This window comes from Streptomyces sp. NPDC057697 (genome assembly GCF_042799335.1).
Lineage (GTDB): Bacteria > Actinomycetota > Actinomycetes > Streptomycetales > Streptomycetaceae > Streptomyces.
Window position 1 is genome coordinate 555,152 of sequence record NZ_JBHVJA010000003.1, and the last position, 24,341, is coordinate 579,492.

Below are 24,341 nucleotides of genomic sequence, written 5' to 3' on the forward strand. Positions count from 1 at the left end.
CGGTACCCCGTGGGGGCCGGGCCCACGGCATGTCCGAAAGCCGCATATGCGCATATGAAGGGGTCGCTGTGAGTTCCAGCGCGCGCTACGACTTCGACACCGTCGTCGACCGCCGGGGCACCTGGTGCGTCCAGTGGGACGGGGTGGCGGACCGGTTCGGGGTGGACGGGCTGCTGCCGTTCACCATCTCCGACATGGACTTCGAGACGGCCCCGCAGGTGCTGAGCGCACTGCGTTCCCGCCTCGACCACGGGGTGTTCGGCTACACGGACTGGCGGCAGGACGACTTCCGCTCGGCGATAGCCCACTGGTACGCGACCCGGTACGGCACGGAGGTGGACACCGGGCAGCTGGTGTACGGGCCCTCCGTGCTCAGCCAGCTCTCGCAGCTGCTCCAGATGTGGACCGCGCAGGGCGAGGGCGTGGTCGTCCACACCCCCACGTACGACGGGTTCCGCAAGGCGGTCACCGGGCTCCGGCGGGAGCTGCGGGGCGTGCCGGTGGGGGACGGGGCGGCGCTGGAGCGGGAGCTCGCCCGCCCCGACAGCAAGGTCCTGGTCCTGTGCTCGCCGCACAACCCGACGGGCCGGGTGTGGACGGAGGCCGAGCTGGCCGACATGGCGGCGCTCGCCGCGCGGCACGGGGTCGCGGTGATCAGCGACGAGATACACGCGGACTTCGTGCACGACGGACATACGCATGTGCCCTGGACGCGGTTCGGCGGCGAGGGGCGCTGGGCGCTGATCACCTCCGCGTCGAAGGCGTTCAACTTCCCGGCGCTGACCGGTTCGTACGGGCTGATCGGCGATCCGGCCGACCGGGCGGAGTTCCTGCGCCGGATGGAGACAGCCGAGGGGCTCGCCTCTCCGGCGGTGCTGTCGCTGACCGCGCACATCGCCGCGTACCGGGACGGGGCGGAGTGGCTGGACGAGCTGCGGGGGTACGTCTCCGGGAACCTGGCGCTGGTCGCGCAGCGGCTGAACGAGGCGTTCCCGGAGCTGGGATGGCGGCCGCCGCAGGCCGGATATCTGGCCTGGATCGATCTGCGACCCGCGGGCGTCGAGGGCGACGAGCCCTTGCAGCGGGTGCTGATAGAGCGGGAGAAGGTCGCGGTGATGCCGGGCGGGGTGTACGGCGCGGAGGGCTTCGTACGGCTGAACGTGGGGTGCCCGCGGGCCAAGGCGGAGGCCGGGGTCGAGGCGCTGATCCGGGGCGTACGGGCCGTGACGGCGCGGGCGTCGTAGGCCGGCCTCCGATGGACATCTTCGAGGCCGCGCACCACGGTGATGCCGCTGCGGTACGGGCCGCCCTGGGCGCCGGGTTCGATGTCACCGCGGTCGACGCCCAAGGGTGGAGCCTGCTGCACCGGGCCGCGATGGGGGCGGAGAACGACCCGGTCCGCGCGGCTACCGTCCTCGGCGCGCTGCTGGACGCCGGGGCGCCCGTCGAGCATCCGGGCGGTGACGGGCGCACCGCCCTGTACCTCGCCGCCGAGTTCTCGCGGTCGCCGGAGGCGGTCGAGCTGCTGATCGCCCGTGGGGCGGATCCTGATGTCACCGACGGCCACGGCAACCACGTCACCGTCAACGCCTGGGTCCCGGAGGTCGCCGCGCTTCTGGCGGCCGCCGCCGGGACCGGGCTGTGGGCCGGGGCGGAGGCCGGGGTGGAGAGGGAGCGGGCGCCGGAGCGGCGGCTGTCGCGGGCGCAGTGGCGGGCGGCGGAGAAGCGGATCGGCGCCGTGCTGGACGGGCTGGACGCGGCGGGGTTCGTCGCGCTCGCCGCGGCCGGCACCACTCAGTCGGACGGCTTCGACGCCTGCTCCGAGGCCGCCGGGGATCGGGCTGGGGATCGGGCCGGGGATCGGGCCGGAGAACGGAGCGGAGAACGGGCCGTGGATCCGGATGGCCTCGTCGGATTCTGCTTCTACACACGCCAGGACGCCGTACGGGCCAAGCGGACGGGCCACCTACCCCTGGCGTTCTGGGGCGCCCCGGACGGCAACACCCGGGCGATGGAGCGGGCTGGTGAACGCGTTGTCGGAGCGTTCCGCGAAGCCGGGTTCCGTGTGCACTGGAACGGCACGGGCGAGAGCCGTCCCTCGGTCGACCTGACCGGCTGACGGTGCCTGGTCGGCCGGCTGACGGTGCCGGGTCGGCGGCTGTCCGTGCCTGGGCAGGGGGCGGCCTGACTGTGACTGGGTGGCGGGCGGACTGTGCCTGGCCGCCTGGCCGCCGGGCGGCCTGACCGGCTGGCCTCCTGTCCGTGCCTGGCTGTCCGGTTGGTCGTGCGGGGCCAGCTGGTCGTGTGGTCCGGTCGGTCGTGTGGGTCCGACTGGTCGTGTGGTCCGGTCGGTCGTGTGGGTCCGGTCGGACCTGCGGTCCGGCTGGCCGGGTGGTGCCGGGCCGGTCCCACCGGGCGGGTCTCAGCCCGTGCGACGGGCGGGTCTCAGCTCGTACGACCCCGTCGGCCGCGCTGAGCCCTGCCCGGTGCCGCTGGCCGGGCTGAGGCCCGTCTGGTCCCGTCGGCCGGGCTGAGGCCCGTCCGGTCCCCCCAGCCGGGCTGAGCCCCGTCCGGTCCCGTCGGTCGCGCTGAGGCCCGTACGACATCACCGGCCGATCCCGGGGGAGCGGGCGCCCCGGCCCGATGGCTCTCCCGGCGCGGAGCGGGGATGCTGCTCGTATGCCTGACGCATCCGAGACGGGAGCCATCCGCGTCGCCTCCGCCGCCGGACGCTGGGTGGTTCTCACCACCGTCCTCGGCTCCAGCATGGCCATGCTGGACTCCACCGTCATCAACGTCGCCCTGCCCCGGATCGGCAAGGACCTCGGCACCGACCTGGCCGCGCTCCAGTGGACCGTCAACGCCTACATGCTGACCCTCGCCGGGCTGATCCTCCTCGGCGGTGCCCTGGGCGACCGGTACGGGCGGCGGCGGGTCTTCGTCGTCGGTGTCGTCTGGTTCGCCGCCGCGTCCGTGCTGTGCGGGCTGGCGCCGAACGCCGCCGTCCTGATCTCCGCCCGCGCCCTCCAGGGCATCGGCGGCGCGCTCCTCACGCCCGGTTCGCTGGCCCTGATCCAGGCGAGCTTCCACCCCGACGACCGGGCCCGCGCGGTCGGGCTGTGGTCGGGGCTCGGCGGGGTCGGGGCCGCCATCGGACCGTTCGTCGGCGGCTGGCTGGTCGACGGGCCGGGCTGGCGGTGGGTGTTCCTGCTCAACGTGCCGCTCGCCGCGGTCTGCGTGCCGGTGGCGCTGCGCCACGTACCGGAATCGCGTGACCCGCACGCGCACGGGCGCTTCGACGTGCTGGGTGCCGTGCTCGGGGCGCTCGCCCTCGCCCTGGTGACCTATGCGCTGATCGAGGCGCCGGGGCAGGGGGCGTCCGGGGTGGTGATCGGGTCGGCCGTCGCCGGGGTCCTGCTCGGGGCCGTCTTCGTACGGGTGGAGCGCACCCGGGCGGCACCGATGCTGCCGCCCTCGGTCTTCGCGTCCCGGCAGTTCACCGCCGTCAACGTCATCACCCTCTGCGTGTACGCGGCACTCGGCGGCTACTTCTTCCTCTCCGCGATCCAGCTCCAGGTGGTGGCCGGGTACTCGGCGCTCGGCGCGGGCACGGCGCTGCTGCCGACGACCGTCCTGATGCTGCTCTTCTCGGCCGCCTCGGGCGAACTGGGCCAGCGCATCGGGCCCCGCATCCCGCTCACCGCGGGTCCGCTGGTCGCCGCCGCGGGCATGCTGCTGATGCTGCGGGTCGGGCCCGGGTCGAACACCGTCTCCGGCTACCTCACCGACGTGCTGCCCGCGGTCGCCGTCCTCGGCGTCGGACTGGTCACCCTGGTCGCACCGCTCACCGCGACCGTCCTGGCCTCCGTGGACACCGCCAGGGCCGGTCTCGCCAGCGGGATCAACAACGCCGCCGCCCGCGCCGCCGGGCTGATCGCGGTGGCCGCACTGCCGCTGCTCGCCGGAATGGGCCCGGAGGCGTACCGGATGCCCGACGAGTTCGCCGCGACCTTCCGCCGGGCCATGCCGATGTGCGCCGGGCTCCTCGTCCTGGGGGCGGTGATCGCCTGGGCGACGGTGCGCGGGCTCTCTCCCGCGCCCGACGAGACGGAGCAGGCGCGGCCCGAGTGCACGGTGCACTGCGGGATCGCCGCCCCGCCCCTGGAGCCCGCGCAGGACAACGAGGAGACCCCGGGCGCCGGCTGACCGCCCGGGTACCCCGGCACGCGTGTGCCAGGCACACTTGAACCCATGTCGATCCACGAGAACCTGCTCGGGGGCCCCGCCCCGACCCACCTGCCCGACGACCCGGAGCCGCGCGAACTGCTCGCGAACGGCGTGGCCCCCGCCGATGTCGCCGCGAAGTACCCGACCTCCTCCCTGGCCTGGGCCCAGCTCGCCGACGAGGCGTTCGAGGGCGGCCGCGTCGTCGAGTCGTACGCCTACGCCCGCACCGGTTACCACCGCGGCCTCGACGCGCTGCGCCGGGCCGGCTGGAAGGGCCACGGCCCCGTGCCGTTCGAGCACGAGCCGAACCGCGGCTTCCTGCGCGCCCTGCACGCCCTGGCGCGGGCCGCCCGGTCGATCGGTGAGCAGGAGGAGTACGAGCGCTGCTCGACGTTCCTGCGCGACTCCTCGCCGACCGCCGCCGAGACCCTCGGCTAGGGAAGTCGACCGCTGTCGGGATCCTTGGCCAGGGAAGCGGCCTCTGCCGGATCCCTCGGCCGGGGAAGCGGCCTCTGCCGAGTTCTGCGGCTGGGGAAGCCGGGAGCCGTTCGCCGTCGGGATCCTCGGTGAGTGGATCTGTGTGCCGGACCCTGTGGACCGCGGTGCGTCCGCGGGGTCTGCGCACTCCTGGGGCGTCCGTCTAGGATGCCGACAGGGGACCGGAGCTCCACCACCTCACGGAAGGGGCGGACCGCTACCCGGAAGCTCGTGTCGAGGAGACAGCAATGTCGACGATCCACCCCGACCCCGAAGCCACCGGTGCGCAGACCCCGCACCTCGACTTCGCGGGCACGACTCCGTACGAGGACTACGTCCAGGCGGATGTCCTGACCCATCTCCAGCACCCTCGCTCCGATGATCCGGGCGAGATGGTCTTCCTGGTCACCACCCAGGTCATGGAGCTGTGGTTCACCGTCATCGTCCATGAGTGGGAGACCGCCGCGCACGCCCTGCGCGAGGACCGGATTCCCGTCGCGCGCGATGCGCTGAAGCGGTCCGTGCGGGAGCTGGAGGCGCTGAACGCCTCGTGGACCCCGCTCGCCCAGCTCACTCCCGCCCAGTTCAACTCCTACCGCTCCGCCCTCGGTGAGGGCTCCGGATTCCAGTCGGCGATGTACCGGCGGATGGAGTTCCTGCTGGGCGACAAGTCCGCGTCCATGCTGGTGCCGCACCGGGGCGCGCCCCGGGTCCACGCGGAACTGGAGAAGGCACTTGCCGAACCGAGCCTCTACGACGAGGCCCTCGCCCTGCTCGCCCGGCGCGGCCACGCCGTACCCCGGTCCGTGCTCGACCGGGACCTGACACGGAAGTACGAGCCGTCCCCCGAGGTCGAGACCGTCTGGGCGGAGATCTACGCCAACCCGGATCAGCACGACGAACTGGTCCGGCTCGGTGAGGCCCTGACCGATGTCGGCGAGCTGGTGTGGCGCTGGCGCAACGACCATCTCGTCGCCACCCGGCGCGCGATGGGCTCGAAGACCGGGACGGGCGGCTCCGCCGGGGTCGCCTGGCTGGAGAAGCGGGCCACGAAGAACGTCTTCCCCGAGCTGTGGACGGCGCGCAGCCATGTCTGAGACCTTCACCGCCATGCCGGGAACCTTCGCCGGGCGGGCCGTCGCACTCGACGCCGCCGACCCGCTCGCGGACCGCCGGAAGCTGTTCGTCCTCGACGACGGCGTCTACCTCGACGGCAACTCGCTGGGCGCTCTGCCCGTACACGTCCCCGCCCGGGTCCAGGAGGTCCTTGCCCGGGAGTGGGGCGAGCTGCGCATCCGCTCCTGGGACGAGAGCGGCTGGTGGACCGCGCCGGAACGGATCGGCGACCGGATCGCCCCGCTCGTCGGGGCCGCCGCCGGGCAGATCGTCGTGGGCGACTCGACCAGCGTGAACGTCTTCAAGGCGGTCGTCGCGGCCACCCGGCTGGCGCCCCCGGGGCGCGACGAGATCCTGGTCGACGCGACGACCTTCCCCACGGACGGGTACATCGCCGAGTCCGCCGCCCGGATGACCGGTCACCGGCTCGTCCCGGTCGCCCCCGCCGAGGTGCCCGGCGCGCTGGGCCCCCGTACCGCGGCCGTCCTGCTCAACCACGTCGACTACCGCACCGGCAGGCTCCACGACCTGCCCGGACTCACCGCCGCGGTGCGGGCGGCGGGCGCCGTCGCGATCTGGGACCTGTGCCACAGCGCGGGCGCCCTGCCGGTCGGCCTCGACGCGCACGGCGTGGACCTGGCGGTGGGCTGTACGTACAAGTACCTGAACGGCGGCCCCGGTTCGCCCGCCTACCTCTACGTCGCCGAACGCCATCAGGCGGCCTTCGACTCGCCCCTGCCGGGGTGGACGTCGCACACGGACCCGTTCGGCATGACCTCGGCGTACGCCCCGGCGGACGGCGCCGTCCGGGGCCGGGTCGGCACCCCCGACATCCTCTCCATGCTGGCGCTCGAAGCGGCGCTGGACGTGTGGGACGGGGTCCCGGTCGAGGCGGTCCGGGCCAAGTCCCTGGCGCTGACCGACTTCTTCCTGGAGTGCGTCGCCGGGTACGTGCCCGAGGGCCGGGTCACCTCGGTCACCCCGGTCGCGCACGCGGAGCGTGGCAGCCAGGTCGCGCTGCGCTGCGCGGACGCGGAACCGGTGATGAGCGCGCTCATCGCGCGGGGCGTCGTCGGGGACCTGCGCCGGCCGGATGTGCTGCGGTTCGGATTCACGCCGTTGTACGTCGGCTTCGCGGACGTGGAACGGGCGGCGCGGGCGCTGGGCGAGGTGCTGGCGGAGACGTGACGGAACCCTCCGCGGGGGCTGGTCTCTCGCGGAGGTTCACGGCGGGCTTCGGTGGAGGTCCGCGTCGGGCTCTTGCGTAGGTTCGCGGCGTGCTCCGATGGAGGTCCGCAGCGTGCTCAGGCGGAGGTGCACGGCGTGCTTCCGAGCACGTTCGTCGGTGTGCTCCCGAGCGTGGTCGTCGGTGTGCTCCTGGGCACGGTCGTTGGCGTGCTTCCGAGCGTGGTCGTCGGCGTGCTCCTGAACATGGTCCTCAGCGGGGACGGAAGCCTTCCGTACTGGTACCGTCCCCGCAGGTCAGCCCAGTTGGGCCCAGCTACAGGACGGTTGGAGCAGCATGTCGGATTCTGCCGCGCGTGATCGGGACGCAGCCGAGACCGAATCGGCCTTCTCGCATCCACCGGTCGCCCCCGACGCCTCCGCCGCCTACGGCAGCCACCCCGACCAGCTGATCGACTTCTACGCCCCGCGCGACGGGCGGACCGGGGCGCCCGTCGTGGTCGTCCTGCACGGCGGGTCGTGGCGGGCGCCCTACGACCGGCAGCACGTGTCGCCGTTCGCGGACTTCCTGGCCCGGCGCGGGTTCGCCGTCGCCAGCGTCGAGTACCGGCGCGGCAGCGAGATCCCGCAGCAGCGGGGGTCCGGCCCGGTGGCGGGCCGCTGGCCGGAGACCTTCGACGATGTCGCCGCGGCACTGGACGCGCTCCCGGCGCTGCTGGCCCGGGAACTCCCGCAGGCCGACGCCCGGCGGATCGTCATCACCGGGCACTCCGCCGGCGGGCAGCTGGCCCTGTGGGCCGCCGCCCGGCACGTACTGCCCGAGGGGTCGCCGTGGCGGCTGCCCGCGCCCCCGCAGCTGCGGGGCGTCGTCGCCCTCGCACCGATCGCCGACTTCGCCACCGCCGTCGCGCTCGACGTGTGCTCCGGGGCGGTCGGCCAGTTCCTCGGCCGCGAGGAGGACTTCGACGAGCGGGCCCCGCACGCCGACCCCGCCGTGCTGCTGCCCACCGGCATCGCGACCACCGTGGTGCAGGGCACCACGGACGTCGATGTGCCGCAGGCGGTCGCGGAGGCGTTCGTCGACGCGGCGGCCAAGGCGGGCGAGACGGTGGGGCTGACGCTGCTGCCCGAGGTCGGCCACTTCCCGCTGATCGACCCGGCGGCGGACGCCTGCGCGGTGGTGGCGGAGGAGCTCGCCCAACTGGCCTGGTGAGCCGGGGCGTGGCGGTGGTGAGCCTGGGCGTGGCGGTGCGGAGGAGTCCGTAGTACTTGCGACGGATGCCGCAGGATCCGTATCACTGCTGACGACCGGGGCCCGGTCCGCCCCCTACCGTGGAAGCGTGACCGAGACCAAGAGCAGAAGCCCGGAGTACCGGATGGCCGCGGGGGCGATAGGCGGCCTCCGGGAGGCCCTTTTCCACGATGCGTTCGCCTACCGGCCGATGCCGCCGCTCCCGGGCGACGGGCCGCTGATCCGGCGGCTGCCCCGGCGGATGAGGGAGAAGGCGGTCTGGACGCCGCACGCGCTGGTGGTGCTGCTCGCGCTCGTGGTCTTCCTGGTGGGCTTCAACCGGACGGGATACCCGATCGCCGAACTCCTCGCGGTGTTCCCGGCGCTCGCCGTGGCGATGACGCTGGTCAGGCCGGTCGGGGCGTTCTGGGTGTCGCTTCTGGCGACTCCGCTGACCGCGTTCTTCGGCGGCGACGGCTGGCCCTGGGGGCCGACCACCTTCCTCGCCCACCTGGTCGTGCTGGTCGTCGTTGCCGCCCGGACCCGGCCGCGTACCGGCGCCTGGATGTGGGGTCTGACCCTGCTGCTCGGCACGTTCATGGAGAACCTCGTCTGGCGGCCCGGCACCACCACCGTGGGCATGGCGCTGACCTCGGCGTTCGCCCTGCTCGTGGTGGCCATGGTGCAGATCCGGCGGGAAGCGGAGCGCGAGGTGACCGTACAGCGCAGCGTGACCGCCGTCGAACGCGACCGGCGCACGCTGCTGGAGGAGCGCACCACCATCGCCCGCGAGCTGCACGACGTGGTCGCCCACCACATGTCGGTCGTCGCGATCCAGGCCGAGGCCGCCCCGTACCGGGTGGAGAATCCGCCGCCCGAGCTGGAGCAGGCCTTCGTCACGATCCGGGAGAACGCCGTCGCCGCGCTCACCGAGCTGCGCCGGGTCCTCGGTGTCGTACGGGCCGAGGACTACCAGGCCCCGGACGCCCCGCAGCCCACCCTCGCCCAGCTCGACAGGCTCCTGGCCAATGTGCGCGAGGCGGGACTGGAGACGGAGAAGACGATCACCGGCGCGGTGCGTGAACTGCCGCAGGGCGTCGAGCTGTCGGCGTACCGGATCATCCAGGAAGCCCTCAGCAACTCGCTGCGGCACGCACCGGGCGCCGGCGCCAAGGTGGAGATCGGCTACGTGCTGGGCGGGCTCGGCCTGCGGATCGTCAACGGGCCGCCGACCGGTCCGGTGAAGCCTTCGCCGGGTGCCGGCCACGGGATCACGGGGATGCGGGAGCGGGTCGCGATGCTGAACGGGGACATGACGGCGGAGACGACGCGCGAGGGCGGTTACGAGATCACCGCGTTCATCCCCGTGCAGGCGGGCACCGAGCCGCAGTCCCCGTCCCAGTCCCCGTCCTCGTCCTCGTCCTCGTCCCGGGGGGAGTCCCAGGGGCAGGGCGGGACGGGTGGCGTCCGGCTCGGGAAGACGGATCGTTCGGATCGTTCGGATCAGACGAAGCACACGACGCAGATGGATCAGGTGGAACAGGCGGGACGGGCATGAGCACCCCCACCTCCCCGCCGATCCGGGTGCTCATCGTGGACGACCAGATGATGGTCCGCGAGGGATTCTCGGTGCTGCTCAACGCCATGCCGGGGATCGAGGTCGTCGGTGAGGCGGTCGACGGACGGCAGGCCATCGCCCAGGTCGCGGCGCTGCACCCCGACGTGGTCCTGATGGACATCCGGATGCCGGAGCTCAACGGCATCGAGGCCACCCGCGAGATCGTCGCCGCCGACGCGGACGCCAAGGTGCTGGTGCTCACCACCTTCGACCTCGACGAGTACGTGTACCAGGCGCTGCGCGCCGGGGCGTCCGGCTTCCTCCTCAAGGACGCCTCCGCGCGCCAGCTCGCCGACGGCGTACGGGTGGTGGCCGCAGGCGAGGCACTGCTGGCCCCGACGATCACCAAGCGGCTGATCAACGAGTTCTCGAAACTCGCGGAGGCCCCGCGTTCGCCCGCGCTGGCCCGGGTCGGCGACCTCACCGAGCGCGAGACGGAAGTGCTCGTCCTCATCGCGCAGGGCCGGTCCAACGCCGAGATCGCCTCGCACCTGGTGGTCGCCGAGTCCACCATCAAGACGCATGTGAGCCGCATCCTGGTGAAGCTGGGGCTGCGCGACCGCACCCAGGCGGCCGTCTTCGCGTACGAGGCCCGGCTGGTCACCCCGTCCTGAGGCGCCGGGGCAGGGCGGGCGGGGCCGGGTCCGGAACCGGGACAGGCTGGGGGGAGGCGGAGCCGTGGCGTGCTGCTGGGTGGGGGCGCGTGTACGTACGCGAGTGAGGGCGCGGCGGGGGCGGACAGGGTGTGGGCGTAGGCAAGTGGGGACGCGCGTGCCGGTGGATGGTCGGCGGTGAGTGGTCGGCGATGGGTGGTCGTCGGTGGGTGGTCGGCGGTGGCGGGGTGCGGTTAGCGTCCGCCTATGCACCCGTCTTCCCGTTCCGTGGCCGATGCGCCCTTCGACCCCTGGTCCCCCGCCTTCGTGGCGGACCCGTACCCCGCCTACGCCGCGCTGCGCGCCGCCGGCCGGGTGCACCGCTTCGAGCCGACCGACCAGTGGCTCGTGCCGCACCACGCCGATGTGTCCGCGCTGCTGCGTGACCGGCGGCTGGGGCGCACGTATCTGCACCGCTTCACCCACGAGGAGTTCGGCCGCACCCCGCCGCCCGTCGAGCACGAGCCCTTCCACACCCTGAACGGGCAGGGCCTCCTCGACCTGGAGGCCCCCGACCACACCCGGATCCGGCGTCTGGTCTCCAAGGCGTTCACCCCGCGCACGGTCGAGCGGCTCGTTCCCACCGTGCGGCGGCTGGCCGCCGAGTTGGTCGACTCCTTCGTGGAGGCGGGCGGCGGGGATCTGCTCACGGCGGTCGCCGAGCCGCTGCCGGTGGCCGTCATCGCCGAGATGCTCGGTATCCCGGAGTCCGACCGGGCCCCGCTGCGGCCCTGGTCCGCCGCGATCTGCGGGATGTTCGAACTGAACCCGTCCGAGGAGACCGCCCGCGCCGCCGTCCGTGCCTCGCTCGACTTCTCCGCGTATCTGCGTGAGCTGATCGAGGAGCGGCGCAAGAACCCTGGTACGGATCTGATCTCCGCGCTCATCGCCGCCCACGACGAGGGGGAGCGGTTGAGCGAGCAGGAGATGATCTCCACCTGTGTGCTGCTGCTGAACGCGGGCCACGAGGCGACCGTCAACACCACCGTGAACGGTTGGTGGACCCTGCTCCGTCACCCTGGTCGGCTGGCCGCCCTCCGCGCCGATCACGGGCTGCTGCCGACGGCCATCGAGGAGCTGATGCGGTACGACACCCCGCTCCAGATGTTCGAGCGCTGGGTCCTCGACGACATCGAGATCGACGGCACGGTCATTCCGCGCGGCTCGGAGGTGGCCCTGCTCTTCGGCTCCGCCAACCGCGACCCGGCCCGCTTCACCGCCCCGGACACCCTGGACCTGGCCCGGCAGGACAACCCGCACGTCAGCTTCGGCGCGGGTATCCACTTCTGCCTGGGCGCCCCGCTGGCCCGGGTCGAACTGGCCGCGTCCTTCGGCGAGCTGCTGCGCCGCGCCCCGGGGATGCGGCTGGCCGCCGAGCCGGAGTGGAACCCGGGCTATGTGATCAGGGGCCTGAAGGAACTCCGCGTGGAGCTGTGACGACTGCGGACGACGGCGACGGCGATGGCGACGGCGATGGCGACGGCGATGGCGATGGCGATGGCGAGCGGATCGGGCGGGCCGGGCGGTAGACGGGTGGTCCGGCCGGTGGACGGGCTGCGGGTGAGCGGTGGACGGGCTGCGGTGAGTGACGTGGGCGGGGGTGAGTGGTGTGAGCGGCGCGGGCGGCTGACGGTTGCGGTGGGTGGCGTGGGTGGCGTGGGTGGCGTCGGCGGCAGGGGCGGCAGGGGCGGCAGGGGCGGCAGGGGCGGCAGGGGCGGCGTGGGCGGCTGACGGATGCGGTGAGTGGCGCGCGCGGTAGACCGTGCGGTGATGGCAGACCGTGCGCGGTGGCCGGATCTTGGACGGGGTGCGGCTCGGCTCCGGGTGGGCGGAGCCCGGTTGTGCTGCGGGCTCGGCTCCGGGTGGGATGCGGGGGCCGGCTGGGATGCGGGCCGGCTGGGGCCGGACCGTCTCGGTGGACTGCGCGCCGGACCGCCCCCTGCTCAGCAGACCGGGCCGCAGGCCAGGGGCGGACCCTCCAGCACGTCGAAGGCCACCCCGAAACCGGCAAGGGCGACGAGCGCCGCCGCCGCACCCAACGCCCGCCGCCACTTCCGCCCCGCGAGGGCGACGAGGGTGAGCCCGGCCGCGATGCCGCCGAGCGTCATGACCGGCAGTCCGAGCCAGAGCACGTTCCACTCCGAGGTGCCCTCGAAGCCGCCGAAGATGCCGTGCCTGCCGTACGGCGCCCAGGCAAGCATCCCTGCGGCCCCACCTGCCGCGACGACCAGACAACCGAGGGCCCCACGGGCGGCTTCGCTTCGGTTCTTCTCCATGAACGGGGTGACGCGGTGACACTGCGACGAGGTTGCACACCCCGGGATTTCCCCACGCCGGGCACCACGTCTCGGGCCCGCGCCGCGCCCGGCACCGTCCGGGCACGCTCCCGCCCCTGGGGCCCGTCCGGGCAGGCCGCCCGTCCCCGGTCTCGTGCCCCTGCCGCCCCGACCCCCGCCTCAGCCCGTCCCCGGCACCCCAACCCCCGTCCCCGACCCCCGCCCGTCCCCGGCACCCCTGCCCCGTGCCCCGTCCCAGCCGGTCCATCCCCGTACCCCGTCCCTCGTCCCCCGCCCCCGGTCGCCGTCACGTCAGGACATCGCGCCTGCGCAGTGCCGCCACCCCCGCCCCGGCCAGCACCGCCGCTATGGCGGTGAGGGTGAGCACCGGGGCCCACTCCATTCCTGTGCCGCCCGGCAGCTTCGGCAGATGTGTGAACGGCGAGAGGTCCATCACCGCCTGTGGCATGTCGACGACGGGCCCGAGCCAGCCCAGCGCCAGACAGATCCCCGCGACACCCCAGGCCGCCACCGCAGCCTTCGGGAACGCCCCGTACAGCAGGACCGTCACTCCGCCCAGCAGCCAGATCGCCGGGAGCTGTACCAGTGACGCCCCGAGCACGGCAGGGAGTTCGTGGCCGTAGCCGATGGCCAGGCCGAGGCCGCCGGCCGTCATGAGCAGGGCCGCGCCGCCGAACGCGACGACCAGATGTCCGGCCGCCCACCCGGTCCGGCCCACGCCGCCCGCGAGCACCGGCTCGGCGCGCCCGGCGGTCTCCTCCCCGTGCAGCCGCAGCACCGACGCGACGATGTACAGCGCCGCGACCATGCCGAGCACCGAGAGCATCGCGGCGAGGAACGCGTCGGTCAGACCGGCCTGTCCACCCATCCGCTCGAAGATCTCCCTGGTCTGCTCGTTGCCACCGACGAGCTCGGCCGCCCCGCCGGTCAGTCCGCCGAAGGCGACACCGACCACGGCGAAGGAGAGCGTCCACCCGGTCAGCGCACCGCGCTGGAGCCGCAGCGCGAGACCGAACGCCGTGGTGATCCGGCCCTGCGCGGGCCCGGGTCTCGTCGCCAGGAAGCTCATGCCGACATCGCGCCGTCCGGCCAGGGTGTACGCGAGGACGGCCTGGACCGCGACCGCCGCCACGAGGACGAGCAGCACCCACCAGCGCTCGTCCGCGTACGCCCGGACGTTCTCCGCCCAGCCGATGGGGGAGAGCCAGGTCAGCATGGACGAGCCGTCGTCCGTCGCGGAGTCGCCCGCCGCCTTCAGGACGAACGCGGCACCGATCACCGCCGCCGTGAGCCCCTTGGCGAGCCGGGCGCTCTCGGTGAACTGTGCGGCGATGGCGGCCGTGCAGGCGAACAGCACTCCCGTACCGGCGACCGCCAGGGAGAGGGCCACCGCCCCGGCGCCGCCCGCACCGGATCCCGCCAGGCCCGCCATGATCACCAGAGCCAGCGCCGCGTTGGCGATCACTGCGGTCAGGAGCGCGGCGGTCAGTGGGGCGCGGCGTCCCACCATCGCGGAGGAGAGCATCTCCTGACGGCCGGTCTCCTCTTCCTCCCGGGTGTGCCGGATGACGACGATCAGGCTCATCACGGCCGCCAGCACCGCTCCGAAGGCGGCCATCCGCCAGCTCACGAGCCCGCCGACCGAGTCCTCGAAGACCGGCCCGTACATCGCCCGGAGCGAGCTGTTGCCGTTCATCGACGCGGCGAGCTCGGCACGCTGCGCGGCGGTGCCGTACAGCGCGGTGATGGAGCTGCTGATCGAGGAGAAGGAGCCGCCGAGCGCGAGCACCCAGATCGGCAGCATGATCCGGTCGCGCCGCAGGGCGAGCCGCAGCAGGGGCCACGTCCCGGCGAGCTGCCCCGTCGCGTTCCCCGTCCGGCGGCGGGTGTCGGACGGGGCGTCGGTGGTCACGGCAGTCATCGCGCAGCCACCCCCGCGCCCTCGCCGCCGGAGGCGTCCGTCGCGTCCACCGAACCCGTCGCGTCCACCGCGTCCACCGTGCCCGCCACGCCCGTCGCGTCCGTCATGTCCGCCGCATCCGCCGCGTAGTGACGCAGGAACAACTCCTCCAGTGTGGGCGGGGTGCTGGTCAGCGTCCGCACGCCCGACGCGGTGAGCGACCTGAGCACGGCGTCGAGCTTGTCCGTGTCGACCTGGAGGGTGACCCGCAGACCCCGGACTTCGAGGTCGTGGACGCCGGGCAGACCGGCGAGTCCGTCGGGCGGACCGGCCAGCTCGGCGCTGATGTTCGTACGCGTCAGATGGCGCATGTCCGCCAGCGAACCGGTCTCGACCGTCCGCCCCTGGCGGATGATGCTGACCCGGTCGCAGAGCGTCTCGACCTCGCTGAGGATGTGGCTGGAGAGCAGGACCGTCCGCCCGCGCGCCCGCTCCTCGGCGACGCACTCCTGGAAGACCCCCTCCATCAGCGGGTCGAGCCCGCTGGTGGGTTCGTCCAGGATCAGCAGATCCACATCGGAGGCGAAGGCGGCGACCAGGGCGACCTTCTGGCGGTTGCCCTTGGAGTACGTACGCCCCTTCTTGGTCGGGTCGAGCTCGAAGCGGTCGACGAGATCGGCACGCCGGGTCCGGTCGAGGCCGCCGCGCAGGCTCCCGTAGAGGTCGATCACCTCGCCGCCGGAGAGGTTGCGCCACAGCGTGACGTCACCCGGGACGTACGCCACCTTCCGGTGGAGCTCCACCGCGTCGTGCCACGGATCCCGGCCGAGCAGCTGGGCGGCGCCGGAGTCGGCCCGCAGCAGACCCAGCAGCACCCGGATGGTGGTGGACTTCCCGGAGCCGTTGGGCCCGAGGAAGCCATGGACCTCGCCGGCCTCGACGGTGAGGTCGAGGCCGTCCAGCGCGTGTGTCCGACCGAACGACTTGTGCAGTCCGGCCACCGTGATCGCCTTCGTCATGTTTCTGAACGTACGCTACTTTCACAATTTTGTGAAGTTAAGGAAGCGTATAAAGTTGGCGTCATGGCGGGGGCCGCGAAACCAGGGGAGACGATCGGTCGATGACCAGCGAAACCGAGATCAGCGACACCGGACAGAGCATGCGCTCCGGGCGTGACGCGGAGGCCGTGTCACGGTTCGTGGAGCGGTTCGCGTCCGAGATGACCGAGGCGGGGATGCAGCGAATGGCCTCCCGGGTCTTCGCCGCGCTCCTCGCGGACGACGACGGGTCCATGACCTCCGCCGAGCTCGCCATGGCGTTGCAGATCAGTCCGGCGGCCGTGTCCGGCGCGGTCAGCTACCTCACCCAGGTCAGCATGGTCGGCCGCGAGCGCGAGCCGGGTTCGCGGCGCGACCGCTACCGCCTGCACGACGAGGTCTGGTTCACGACCTTCGTCAGCCGGGACCGGGTGCTGACCCGCTGGGAGAACACCCTCCGGGAAGGCGTCCGCATCCTGGGCGCGGACACCCCGGCCGGTGCGCGGATCGCGGAGACGGTCGCGTTCTTCGAGTTCTTGCAGGCGGAGCTGGGCGCCATGATGGAACGCTGGCACGAGCACCGCAAGACGCTCGACTTCGGGCCCCCCGCAGGGCACGCGGGCGCCTGACGGACGCCCCGCGCCCTGCGGCCTGCCCGCAACCCGTCACACGCACGCCGTCCCGCACTGTCACACGTACGCCGCCGCGTACCGTGTCGTGCCCGCGATCCCGCACCGCATCACGTACGCCGCCGCGTACCGTGTCGTGCCCGCGATCCCGCACCGCATCACGCACGCCGTCCCGCACCGCATCACACCCGCCGCCGCGCACCGTGTCGTGCCCGCCGTCCCGCACCGCATCACGCCCGCCGTCGCGCACCGTCGCGCGTCCGTCACATCGGGCCGGGGAGCAGCTCCGCCACGGCTGCGAGGGCCTCCGGATCGGACGGGTCGATGACCTGGTACACGTCCAGCGGCCAGTACGGCCGCCCCTCCATCCAGGCGACGACCACCGGCGACCCGTCGAGCCACCCACGCAGCTCGACCTCCCCGGCCGGTGCGGGAAGCCCCGCCCAGGGGCACTTGCCCCGCCCCGGCGGTACGAGCCTCAGCAGCCCCTCCGGAAGCGCCTCCGCCCCCTCGGACGGGTAGATCACCAACAGGGGCCCCTCAGCCGCGTCGTGCACGTCGAACAGCAGCGCGTACCGCCGCGTCCGGGGCTCCGGGGCGTGGGCGGCACGTGCCGCCCGGCGCGCGAACGGGATGCGCGTGACGCATGCCCGCCAGGCGAAGTAGACCCCCACGATCCCGCTGAGGACCGCGCCCGCCCTCGCCGCTCCCGGGACCGCGCCGATCCCCCAGCCCCCGCACACCACGGCGACGACGGCCGCGTACCCGAGCAGACCTGCGGCCCGCATGATTCCGGTGTCCCACCGGAGCGTCGGCACCCGCCACCAGGTCACCGGCTGCCCCGCTCGTACATCGCCCGTGCCCCGGGGTTTCCCGGTGTCCGGGCCCCGCCGCCGGGCTTGTAGGTCCGCTGTGCGGGCCAGTGCGGAGTACGAGGCCCGAACGGCCGGAGCGGCTGCTTCCGGCTCCCCGCTCCCGCCCTCGCTCCCGCCCCCGCCCCCGCCCCCGTCCGAGCCGGGCCTTTCCGCGCCCGTGGCCCCGTCCGCTCCGTTCGAGACGCAGGCGTCCTTCGCTCCGTTCGAGACGCAGGCGTCCTTCGCTCCGTCCGCATCCTCGGGTCTGTCCGCGTCCTTGACCCCGTCCGCATCCTCCGAGATGCCCGACACCCCCTCTCGCCCCCTCTCGCCCCCTCTCGCGCCCGTTCCTCCCCCGTCTCGCTCCGCTCGCCGCGCCCCTCGGCCGGAGGCCCGCTAGCTCTCGCCCGTCGGCAGCATCAGTCCCCAGGCCCCCGCCCGCACCGTCCACGTCCTCGTCCGGACCGGGCCGCCGACCTGTATGTCCGCCCGGTAGCGGAAGTCCGCGCCCGAGACCGTGACGGCCTTCGCCTCCGTCGTCTCCGGGTCGGCCGCCGGCGGCCTGATCACCACGTCCGCCAGGCCCCCGTCGCCACCGCGCGAGGTGACCGTCACCGATTCGACCGGGCGGTCCAGATCGTTCAGCAGCACGCCGTCCGCCTCGACCCGCAGCCGGTGCGTGGCCGCCGGGGCGGTGGGCGCCGCCGGGGCCGGGCGCACCAGGGTGCGGACCAGATGGCGGCAGGTGTCCCAGACCGCGGTGACCCCGGTGTGCGCGCCCGCCGCGCCCGGCGGCGCGCTCAGGGCCGGGATGTGCAGCGCCCCCAGGACGACGCCGTCGCTGTCGTCGACCAGGAGGTCGAGCCTGCGCGCGGCACCGTCCAGCGCGGTGCGCGCCGCCGCCACCGCGCCCGTGGGCACGCCGAGCGAATGCGCGAGTTCCAGCGTGGCCGCGCTGCCGACCGGGACCAGCGAGAGCGCGCTCCCGGACGGCTCCCGCTCCCGGTACAGCTGGGCCACCGCCCGCCGCAGCGCGCGGTCGTCGCCGACCACCACCGGCCGCCGGCCGCCCCGCCGCGACAGGGCTCGGGCGAATTCCTCGGGCCCGTCGGGCAGGCAGATCTTGGCGTGCGAACCGGCGCTCAGCACGTCCTTCGCGATACGCACGGATTCGCCGTCGGTCCGGCGGGCGACCGGGTCGATGACCACCAGCAGCTGGTGCGCACCGTCGCCGGGGGGCTGGGCAGCCGACACCTCGGTCCTTCCTCGGGTAGCATCTTGGTGCAAGAGCCCCTTGCGCTATTGCGCCAGGGGCTTCGTCTATTCCGGGGCACCCGGTTCGACGGTTCAGGCCTTGTCGTACATCGTCGTACGGCATGTACGACGTTTACGTACGCCCCCTGACCTTGGACATGCCCCGCCCGGAAGGGGTGTACGCCTGTGCCCGCACTTGTGCTGCTCGGTGCTCAGTGGGGTGACGAGGGCAAGGGAAAGGCCACCGACCTCCTCGGTGGATCCGTGGACTATGTGGTGCGTTACCAAGGCGGCAACAACGCCGGCCATACGGTGGTCGTCGGTGACCAGAAGTACGCATTGCATCTCCTCCCCTCCGGAATCCTTTCGCCGGGATGTACCCCGGTCATCGGAAACGGTGTCGTCGTCGACCCGGCCGTCCTGCTCTCCGAGCTGAGTGGGCTGAACGACCGCGGCGTGGACACGTCCAAGCTGCTGATCAGCGGCAATGCCCATTTGATCACTCCGTACAACGTCACCGTCGACAAGGTGACGGAACGGTTCCTCGGGAAGCGCAAGATCGGCACGACCGGTCGCGGCATCGGCCCGACCTACGCCGACAAGATCAACCGCGTGGGCATCCGCGTCCAGGACCTCTACGACGAGTCGATCCTGGAGCAGAAGGTCGAGGCGGCCCTGGAGCAGAAGAACCAGCTCCTCGCCAAGGTCTTCAACCGGCGCGCGATCGAGTCCGGCAAGATCGTCGAGGAGATGCTCCAGTACGCGGAGCAGATCAAGCCGTACGTCGCCGACACGACGCTGATCCTCAACGACGCCATCGACGCGGGCAAGGTCGTCCTCTTCGAGGGCGGTCAGGGCACGCTGCTCGACGTCGACCACGGCACGTACCCCTTCGTCACCTCGTCGAACCCGACCGCGGGCGGTGCCTGCACCGGTGCCGGCGTGGGTCCGACGAAGATCACCCGGGTCATCGGCATCCTCAAGGCGTACACGACCCGCGTCGGCGCGGGCCCGTTCCCCACGGAGCTGCTCGACGAGGACGGCGAGGCGCTGCGCCGCATCGGTGGCGAGCGCGGTGTCACCACCGGCCGCGACCGTCGCTGCGGCTGGTTCGACGCGGTCATCGCGCGGTACGCGACCCGGGTCAACGGCCTCACCGACTTCTTCCTCACCAAGCTGGACGTGCTGACCGGCTGGGAGCAGATCCCGGTGTGCGTGGCGTACGAGATCGACGGCAAGCGCGTCGAGGAGCTTCCGTACAGCCAGACCGACTTCCACCACGCGAAGCCGGTCTACGAGATGCTGCCGGGCTGGTCCGAGGACATCACGAAGGCCAAGACCTTCGGTGACCTGCCGAAGAACGCGCAGGCGTACGTGAAGGCGCTGGAGGAGATGTCCGGCGCCCCGATCTCCGCGATCGGCGTCGGCCCCGGCCGGACCGAGACCATCGAGATCAACTCCTTCCTGTAGGAGCGGCGGCCCCGCAGGGGCGGCGAACGCGGAGAGGGCCGGGACGGCGAATCCCGGCCCTCTCCCGTCTCCCGGACGGTCACCCGGCCCATTGGTCCAGACCTTGACAGGTCCAGACCATCGCCGCTTGAGTGGCGGGACGTCCAGACGGCCCGCTGAGGTGTTCGGCGTGCCCTGCCGAAGGAGTGAGCAGCGCTGAAACGCATCAAGAGCCTTCTGATCGTGCTGAGTTCCGTAGTCGCGACGGCCGCCTTCCTTCCCGCCGCCACCGCCACCGCCTCCACACCCGCCTTCACCTCCACCTCCACTTCCACCTCCACCTCCACCTCCACCTCCGCTTTCGCGTCTGTCACCGCGGATCCGGCTCCGAAGTGCGCGCCCGTGTGGAGTTCGTCGACCGCCTACACACAGGGCGGCACGGTCTCGCACCACGGCCGCAACTGGACGGCCAAGTGGTGGACACAGAACGAGAATCCGGGTGCCACGAGCGTCTGGGCCGACGAAGGGGCCTGCACGGGCGGGGTCTCGGACTTCGTCATCAGCGAGGCGCAGTTCGACGAGATCTTCCCGGACCGCAACCCCTTCTATACGTACCAGGGCCTGATCGACGCCCTGCACGCCTACCCACGCTTCGCCAACACCGGTACGCCGACCACCCGGGCGCAGGAGGCCGCGGCGTTCCTGACCCACGCGGACTTCGAGTCGGTCGGGCTCCAGTACGTGAAGGAGATCAACGAGGACAACTACTGGCGCAAGTGCGACTACAGCCGGCCGTACGGCTGTCCGGCGGGGCAGAAGGCGTACTACGGCCGGGGCCCGATCATGTTCAGCTGGAACTTCAACTACAAGGCCGCGGGCGACGCGCTCGGCCTCGATCTCCTCAACAACCCCTGGCTGGTCGAGCAGGACCCGTCCATCGCCTGGCAGACGGCCCTCTGGTACTGGAACACCCAGAACGGCCCCGGAACGATGACCTCGCACGAGGCAATGGTCGGTGGCGCGGGGTTCGGTGAAACGATCCGTTCGCTCAACGGCGCCCTGGAGTGCGACGGTGGCAATCCCGCCTCGGTCGCGGCCAGGGTCGCCGGGTACGAACGGATCACCGGCGTCCTCGGTACGGCACCGGGCTCCCGCCTGAGCTGCTGACGCCCCGCCGATGGACCGACCGGGCGTCGAGCACTGACGCTACGTCACACCACCGGGTCGGCCGGCGGCTGGCGGGGGACGGCTGACGGTTCGTCGCCCACTCCCCGACCCCGCGCCGAGGCCGCGTCGCTCGCCCGGGTGGTCCCGGTGTCCCGCATGGTGGACGGGTCCCCAGATTTTTTACCTGCGGGCCCGTCCGGTCCGAGGTGCCTGATCCGGATGAACTCCCTCCGGAATCAACCCTGTTGAGGAAGGGTCCAGTGGTGCGTACGCGTCGTCGGCCCGCCTGCGGGCGCCCCGGCGGAGGCGTGAGCGGACGTTGGTCTAGACCTTGACAGCCCCGTGTGGCGGCGCTTGAGTGACCGTCACGCCCCCCATGGCGGTGCACCGGCCGGTTCACTGCGTTCGCTGCGCCGCACCGAAGGAGTGATCGCATGATCAGACGCATCATGGGCCTGCTCGCCGCGCTGGGCGCGGTCGTCGCAATGGTCGTCGTTCTCCCCGCCACCACCGCCGCGGCAGCCGAGTGCGCGGCCCCCTGGAACTCCTCGTCCGTCTACACCGGCGGCGGTTCGGCCTCCTACAACGGACACAACTGGACCGCCAAGTGGTGGACCCAGAACGAGACCCCCGGCAGCTCCGACGTCTGGGCGGACCAGGGCAGCTGCGGAGGCGGCGGCACGGACCCGGGCACCCCGTCCGGCTTCGTCGTCAGCGAGGCGCAGTTCAACCAGATGTTCCCGAACCGGAATCCGTTCTACACGTACGACGGTCTGACCGCGGCTCTGAGCGCCTACCCGGCCTTCGCGAACACCGGGAGCGACACCGTGAAGCGCCAGGAGGCGGCGGCGTTCCTCGCCAACGTCAGCCACGAGACGGGCGGTCTGGTGTACGTGGTCGAGCAGAACACGGCCAACTACCCGCACTACTGCGACAGCAGCCAGCCCTACGGCTGCCCGGCCGGACAGGCCGCGTACTACGGCCGCGGGCCGATCCAGCTCAGCTGGAACTTCAACTACAAGGCCGCCGGTGACGCCCTGGGCATCGACCTGCTGGGCAATCCGTACCTGGTCGAGCAGAACGCCTCGGTCGCCTGGAAGACCGGCCTCTGGTACTGGAACACCCAGAACGGCCCCGGCACCATGACCGCGCACAACGCCATGGTGAACGGCGCGGGCTTCGGCGAGACGATCCGCTCCATCAACGGCAGCCTGGAGTGCAACGGCGGCAACCCCGCCCAGGTCCAGAGCCGTATCGACCGCTACCAGGCGTTCGTGGCGATCCTCGGCACCACCCCCGGCTCGAACCTGAGCTGCTGACCCCCACTCCGTGGGTCCGCCGGCCGTGACCGCGACGGCCGACGGACCCTCGGTGGTGGACCCCCCACCCGAAGGGGGCGTGCCCGGCCCCGGCCGGACACGCCCCCATTCCGGTTTCAGTCCCCGTTCCGATTCCCGTTCCGATTCCGTTCCTGTTCCCGTTCCGGTTCATCGGGCGTCGTCCGCGTCCGCGCCGTCCAGGGCCCGGAAGGCGAGCCACAGGTCGTAACGGGCGCTCGGTGCCTGGAGCAGTGAGCGCTGAAGAATCGATTCGAGCCGGGCGAGGCGCTTACGGGCCCCCGGCACCGAAATCCCCAACGCCTGCGCCGTCGCACCGAGGTTGGCCTCACACGCCAGCCAGGTGCGGAGCGTCGTCCGTGGGTCGGCGGCGGCACGGGAGGCGCCGGAGACGCTGAGCGGGCGCAGCTGCTGGGCGGCCCACTCCCGAACGGCCGGACCGCGCAGGATGTCGTCCAGACCGAACACCGGTCCGGACTCCGGTACGAGCGCCGGCCCGGACTCCGGTACGAGCGCCGGCCCGGACTCCGGTACGAGCGCGGGTCCCGACCCTGGTACGAGCGCCGGCCCGGACTCCGGTACGAGCCGTGACCGGGCGTCCGCGCCGAGCCGTGACCGGGCGTCCGTGCCGAGCGCCGATCGGCCGTCCCGCTCGTCCGGGCCGGTGCCACGGAGCCCGGTCGCTCCGACGGTCCGGAGCCCGGTCGGGGTGGCGCGGATGCGCAGGGCCAGGTCGAGGGCGGCCTGGTCGCCGACCCGGTTCAGATCGAGGCCGAGCAGCTCGCCGATCAGCCGGAGCCGGGCGGCCAGGGTGTTCCGGTGGATCTTCAGGTGCTGGGTCGCGTGCGAGGCGAACGCGAGCCAGGAGGCGAGCGTCGCCGCGAGTTCCTGGCTGCCCGGGTCCTGGCTGCGACGGGGCTGGTGGGTGAGCAGCGGGCCGAGCAGCTCGTCGGCCCACCGCGCGCCGGCCTCCCCGGCGGCCACGGTCGGGTCCGGCGCCGAACCGAAGCGGGCGTGCCGCTCCGGAAGCCCCCGGGCCACGGCCAGCGCGTGGAACGCCTGGCGGTAGCCGGTCGCCGTGTCGGGCAGCGGTACGTTCTCGCTCACGCCCACGACGCACTCGGGCACCACCTCGGCGGCCCGGAGCCCGAGCCGCTGTTCGGCCGCGTCCGCGTCCGCCGGTACGACGAGGATCAGATGGCGCGCGTAGACCGGGCAGCGGACGATCCAGGACCGCCCCGCGGAGAGCTCCTCGCAGATCCGTGCCACCTCGTCCCGGCGGCCGCTCGGGCACTCCACGACGTACACCCGCACGGGGTCGGGCAGCGTGGGGCGCAGGGCGCCCGCCACCTGGTGGGCGATGGACAGCTGGCCCGTCATGAGCAGATGCAGCACCGCCTCCCGGCTGCGGGACTCCGCGAGGTCGACGCGGAGCCGCTTGCGTTCCACGGTCTCCGCCGCCCAGCACATGGCGAGCGGCATGGCCACGTCGGAGAGCAGCACGGCGAGCCCGTCCGGCAGCGGGCGCGGCGCTACCACGGCGAGGATCGGGGCGGTGGCATCCGGCGGGCCGTCCAACGGGAACAGCAGCGCGGTGTGCGGCCCCCGGTCGAAGGCGAACGAGCGGGCTTCGAGCCGCGAAAGGTCCCTGGCGTACTCGCCCGCCAGCGCCGCCGCGTCCACGCCCGTCAGCGCCGCCGCGTCGATGCCCGTGCCGTCCGCCCCGCGCGTCACGCCGTGCAGTACGGTGCCGTCCCCGTCGAGCAGCCCGGCCCAGCCCGCCGCCCGGCCCGACACCCAGTGCAGGAGCTCCCTGGCCCCGCCCGACCGGGCCAGCCGGTACATCCGCAGTACGTCATCGGCCCGTTTCCGCGCGCGCACAGACCCTCCACTCCCGCCAAAAACCGGAA

The 24,341-nt window shown here is 72.8% G+C and carries 20 protein-coding genes; 14 read left to right on the top strand and 6 right to left on the bottom strand.

From position 1 onward, the window contains the following. Positions 1-29 precede the first annotated feature (29 nt). The 10 genes from ACFVFH_RS12330 (at position 30) to ACFVFH_RS12375 (ending at position 11,944) form a co-directional block, all read left to right on the top strand. Positions 30-1,244, top strand: coding sequence for a MalY/PatB family protein (locus ACFVFH_RS12330; protein WP_383766282.1), 1,215 nt, complete (start codon positions 30-32; stop codon positions 1,242-1,244). Positions 1,245-1,255: 11 nt separating this feature from the next. Then, positions 1,256-2,119, top strand: coding sequence for an ankyrin repeat domain-containing protein (locus ACFVFH_RS12335; protein ID WP_383766284.1), 864 nt, complete (start codon positions 1,256-1,258; stop codon positions 2,117-2,119). Positions 2,120-2,679: 560 nt separating this feature from the next. Beyond that, positions 2,680-4,206, top strand: a complete 1,527-nt coding sequence (locus ACFVFH_RS12340; protein WP_383766285.1) for an MFS transporter — start codon at positions 2,680-2,682, stop codon at positions 4,204-4,206. Positions 4,207-4,251: 45 nt separating this feature from the next. Further along, positions 4,252-4,665: a DUF3151 domain-containing protein gene (locus ACFVFH_RS12345; protein WP_383766287.1), complete on the top strand. Its 414-nt coding sequence runs from the start codon at positions 4,252-4,254 to the stop codon at positions 4,663-4,665. 287 nt (positions 4,666-4,952) lie between these two features. Then, positions 4,953-5,801: a tryptophan 2,3-dioxygenase family protein gene (locus ACFVFH_RS12350; protein WP_383766289.1), complete on the top strand. Its 849-nt coding sequence runs from the start codon at positions 4,953-4,955 to the stop codon at positions 5,799-5,801. After that, a complete protein-coding gene (gene kynU / locus ACFVFH_RS12355; protein ID WP_383766290.1) occupies positions 5,794-7,008 on the top strand; it encodes a kynureninase in 1,215 nt (404 codons plus the stop codon). The genes ACFVFH_RS12350 and kynU overlap by 8 nt, the downstream gene beginning before the upstream one ends. A 334-nt stretch (positions 7,009-7,342) precedes the next feature. After that, on the top strand, positions 7,343-8,218 hold the full coding sequence (locus tag ACFVFH_RS12360; protein ID WP_383766292.1) for an alpha/beta hydrolase: 876 nt from the start codon (positions 7,343-7,345) through the stop codon (positions 8,216-8,218). A gap of 127 nt (positions 8,219-8,345) precedes the next feature. Further along, a complete protein-coding gene (locus ACFVFH_RS12365; RefSeq protein ID WP_383766294.1) occupies positions 8,346-9,794 on the top strand; it encodes a sensor histidine kinase in 1,449 nt (482 codons plus the stop codon). Continuing rightward, a complete protein-coding gene (locus tag ACFVFH_RS12370) occupies positions 9,791-10,468 on the top strand; it encodes a response regulator (RefSeq protein ID WP_383766297.1) in 678 nt (225 codons plus the stop codon). Before ACFVFH_RS12365 ends, ACFVFH_RS12370 begins: the two co-directional genes overlap by 4 nt. Positions 10,469-10,714: 246 nt before the next feature. Next, positions 10,715-11,944: a cytochrome P450 gene (locus ACFVFH_RS12375; RefSeq protein ID WP_383766299.1), complete on the top strand. Its 1,230-nt coding sequence runs from the start codon at positions 10,715-10,717 to the stop codon at positions 11,942-11,944. 506 nt (positions 11,945-12,450) lie between these two features. On the opposite strand, the gene ACFVFH_RS12380 is transcribed toward ACFVFH_RS12375, so the two are convergent. The 3 genes from ACFVFH_RS12380 to ACFVFH_RS12390 all read right to left on the bottom strand — a co-directional run bounded on the left by ACFVFH_RS12380 (position 12,451) and on the right by ACFVFH_RS12390 (position 15,723). Further along, entirely contained in the window at positions 12,451-12,708 is a 258-nt protein-coding gene (locus tag ACFVFH_RS12380) for a hypothetical protein (protein ID WP_383766302.1), read from the bottom strand. 382 nt (positions 12,709-13,090) lie between these two features. Further along, positions 13,091-14,725, bottom strand: a complete 1,635-nt coding sequence (locus tag ACFVFH_RS12385; RefSeq protein WP_383766305.1) for an ABC transporter permease — start codon at positions 14,723-14,725, stop codon at positions 13,091-13,093. Beyond that, positions 14,722-15,723, bottom strand: a complete 1,002-nt coding sequence (locus ACFVFH_RS12390) for an ATP-binding cassette domain-containing protein (RefSeq protein WP_383766308.1) — start codon at positions 15,721-15,723, stop codon at positions 14,722-14,724. The genes ACFVFH_RS12385 and ACFVFH_RS12390 overlap by 4 nt, the downstream gene beginning before the upstream one ends. A gap of 101 nt (positions 15,724-15,824) precedes the next feature. Between ACFVFH_RS12390 and ACFVFH_RS12395 the strand changes: the two genes are divergently transcribed. Then, a complete protein-coding gene (locus ACFVFH_RS12395) occupies positions 15,825-16,370 on the top strand; it encodes a GbsR/MarR family transcriptional regulator (protein ID WP_383766310.1) in 546 nt (181 codons plus the stop codon). 263 nt (positions 16,371-16,633) lie between these two features. On the opposite strand, the gene ACFVFH_RS12400 is transcribed toward ACFVFH_RS12395, so the two are convergent. Beyond that, complete coding sequence (locus ACFVFH_RS12400; protein WP_383766313.1) at positions 16,634-17,158, bottom strand: hypothetical protein; 525 nt, start codon at positions 17,156-17,158, stop codon at positions 16,634-16,636. A 462-nt stretch (positions 17,159-17,620) separates the two neighbouring features. Then, positions 17,621-18,478, bottom strand: a complete 858-nt coding sequence (locus ACFVFH_RS12405; protein ID WP_383766316.1) for a diacylglycerol kinase — start codon at positions 18,476-18,478, stop codon at positions 17,621-17,623. A gap of 186 nt (positions 18,479-18,664) precedes the next feature. On the opposite strand from ACFVFH_RS12405, the gene ACFVFH_RS12410 reads away from it, so the two are divergent. From ACFVFH_RS12410 to ACFVFH_RS12420, 3 genes are all read left to right on the top strand, one after another. After that, positions 18,665-19,948, top strand: coding sequence for an adenylosuccinate synthase (locus ACFVFH_RS12410; protein ID WP_383766319.1), 1,284 nt, complete (start codon positions 18,665-18,667; stop codon positions 19,946-19,948). 222 nt (positions 19,949-20,170) lie between these two features. Further along, on the top strand, positions 20,171-21,094 hold the full coding sequence (locus ACFVFH_RS12415; protein ID WP_383766322.1) for a glycoside hydrolase family 19 protein: 924 nt from the start codon (positions 20,171-20,173) through the stop codon (positions 21,092-21,094). Between the two features lie 434 nt (positions 21,095-21,528). Continuing rightward, positions 21,529-22,413 (top strand): glycoside hydrolase family 19 protein, encoded by an 885-nt coding sequence (locus tag ACFVFH_RS12420; protein WP_383766325.1) that lies wholly within the window; start codon positions 21,529-21,531, stop codon positions 22,411-22,413. A 168-nt stretch (positions 22,414-22,581) separates the two neighbouring features. Here the strand turns inward: ACFVFH_RS12420 and ACFVFH_RS12425 are convergent, their stop codons facing one another. Beyond that, positions 22,582-24,276: a helix-turn-helix domain-containing protein gene (locus tag ACFVFH_RS12425; RefSeq protein ID WP_383766806.1), complete on the bottom strand. Its 1,695-nt coding sequence runs from the start codon at positions 24,274-24,276 to the stop codon at positions 22,582-22,584. Between the last annotated feature and the right edge of the window lie 65 nt (positions 24,277-24,341).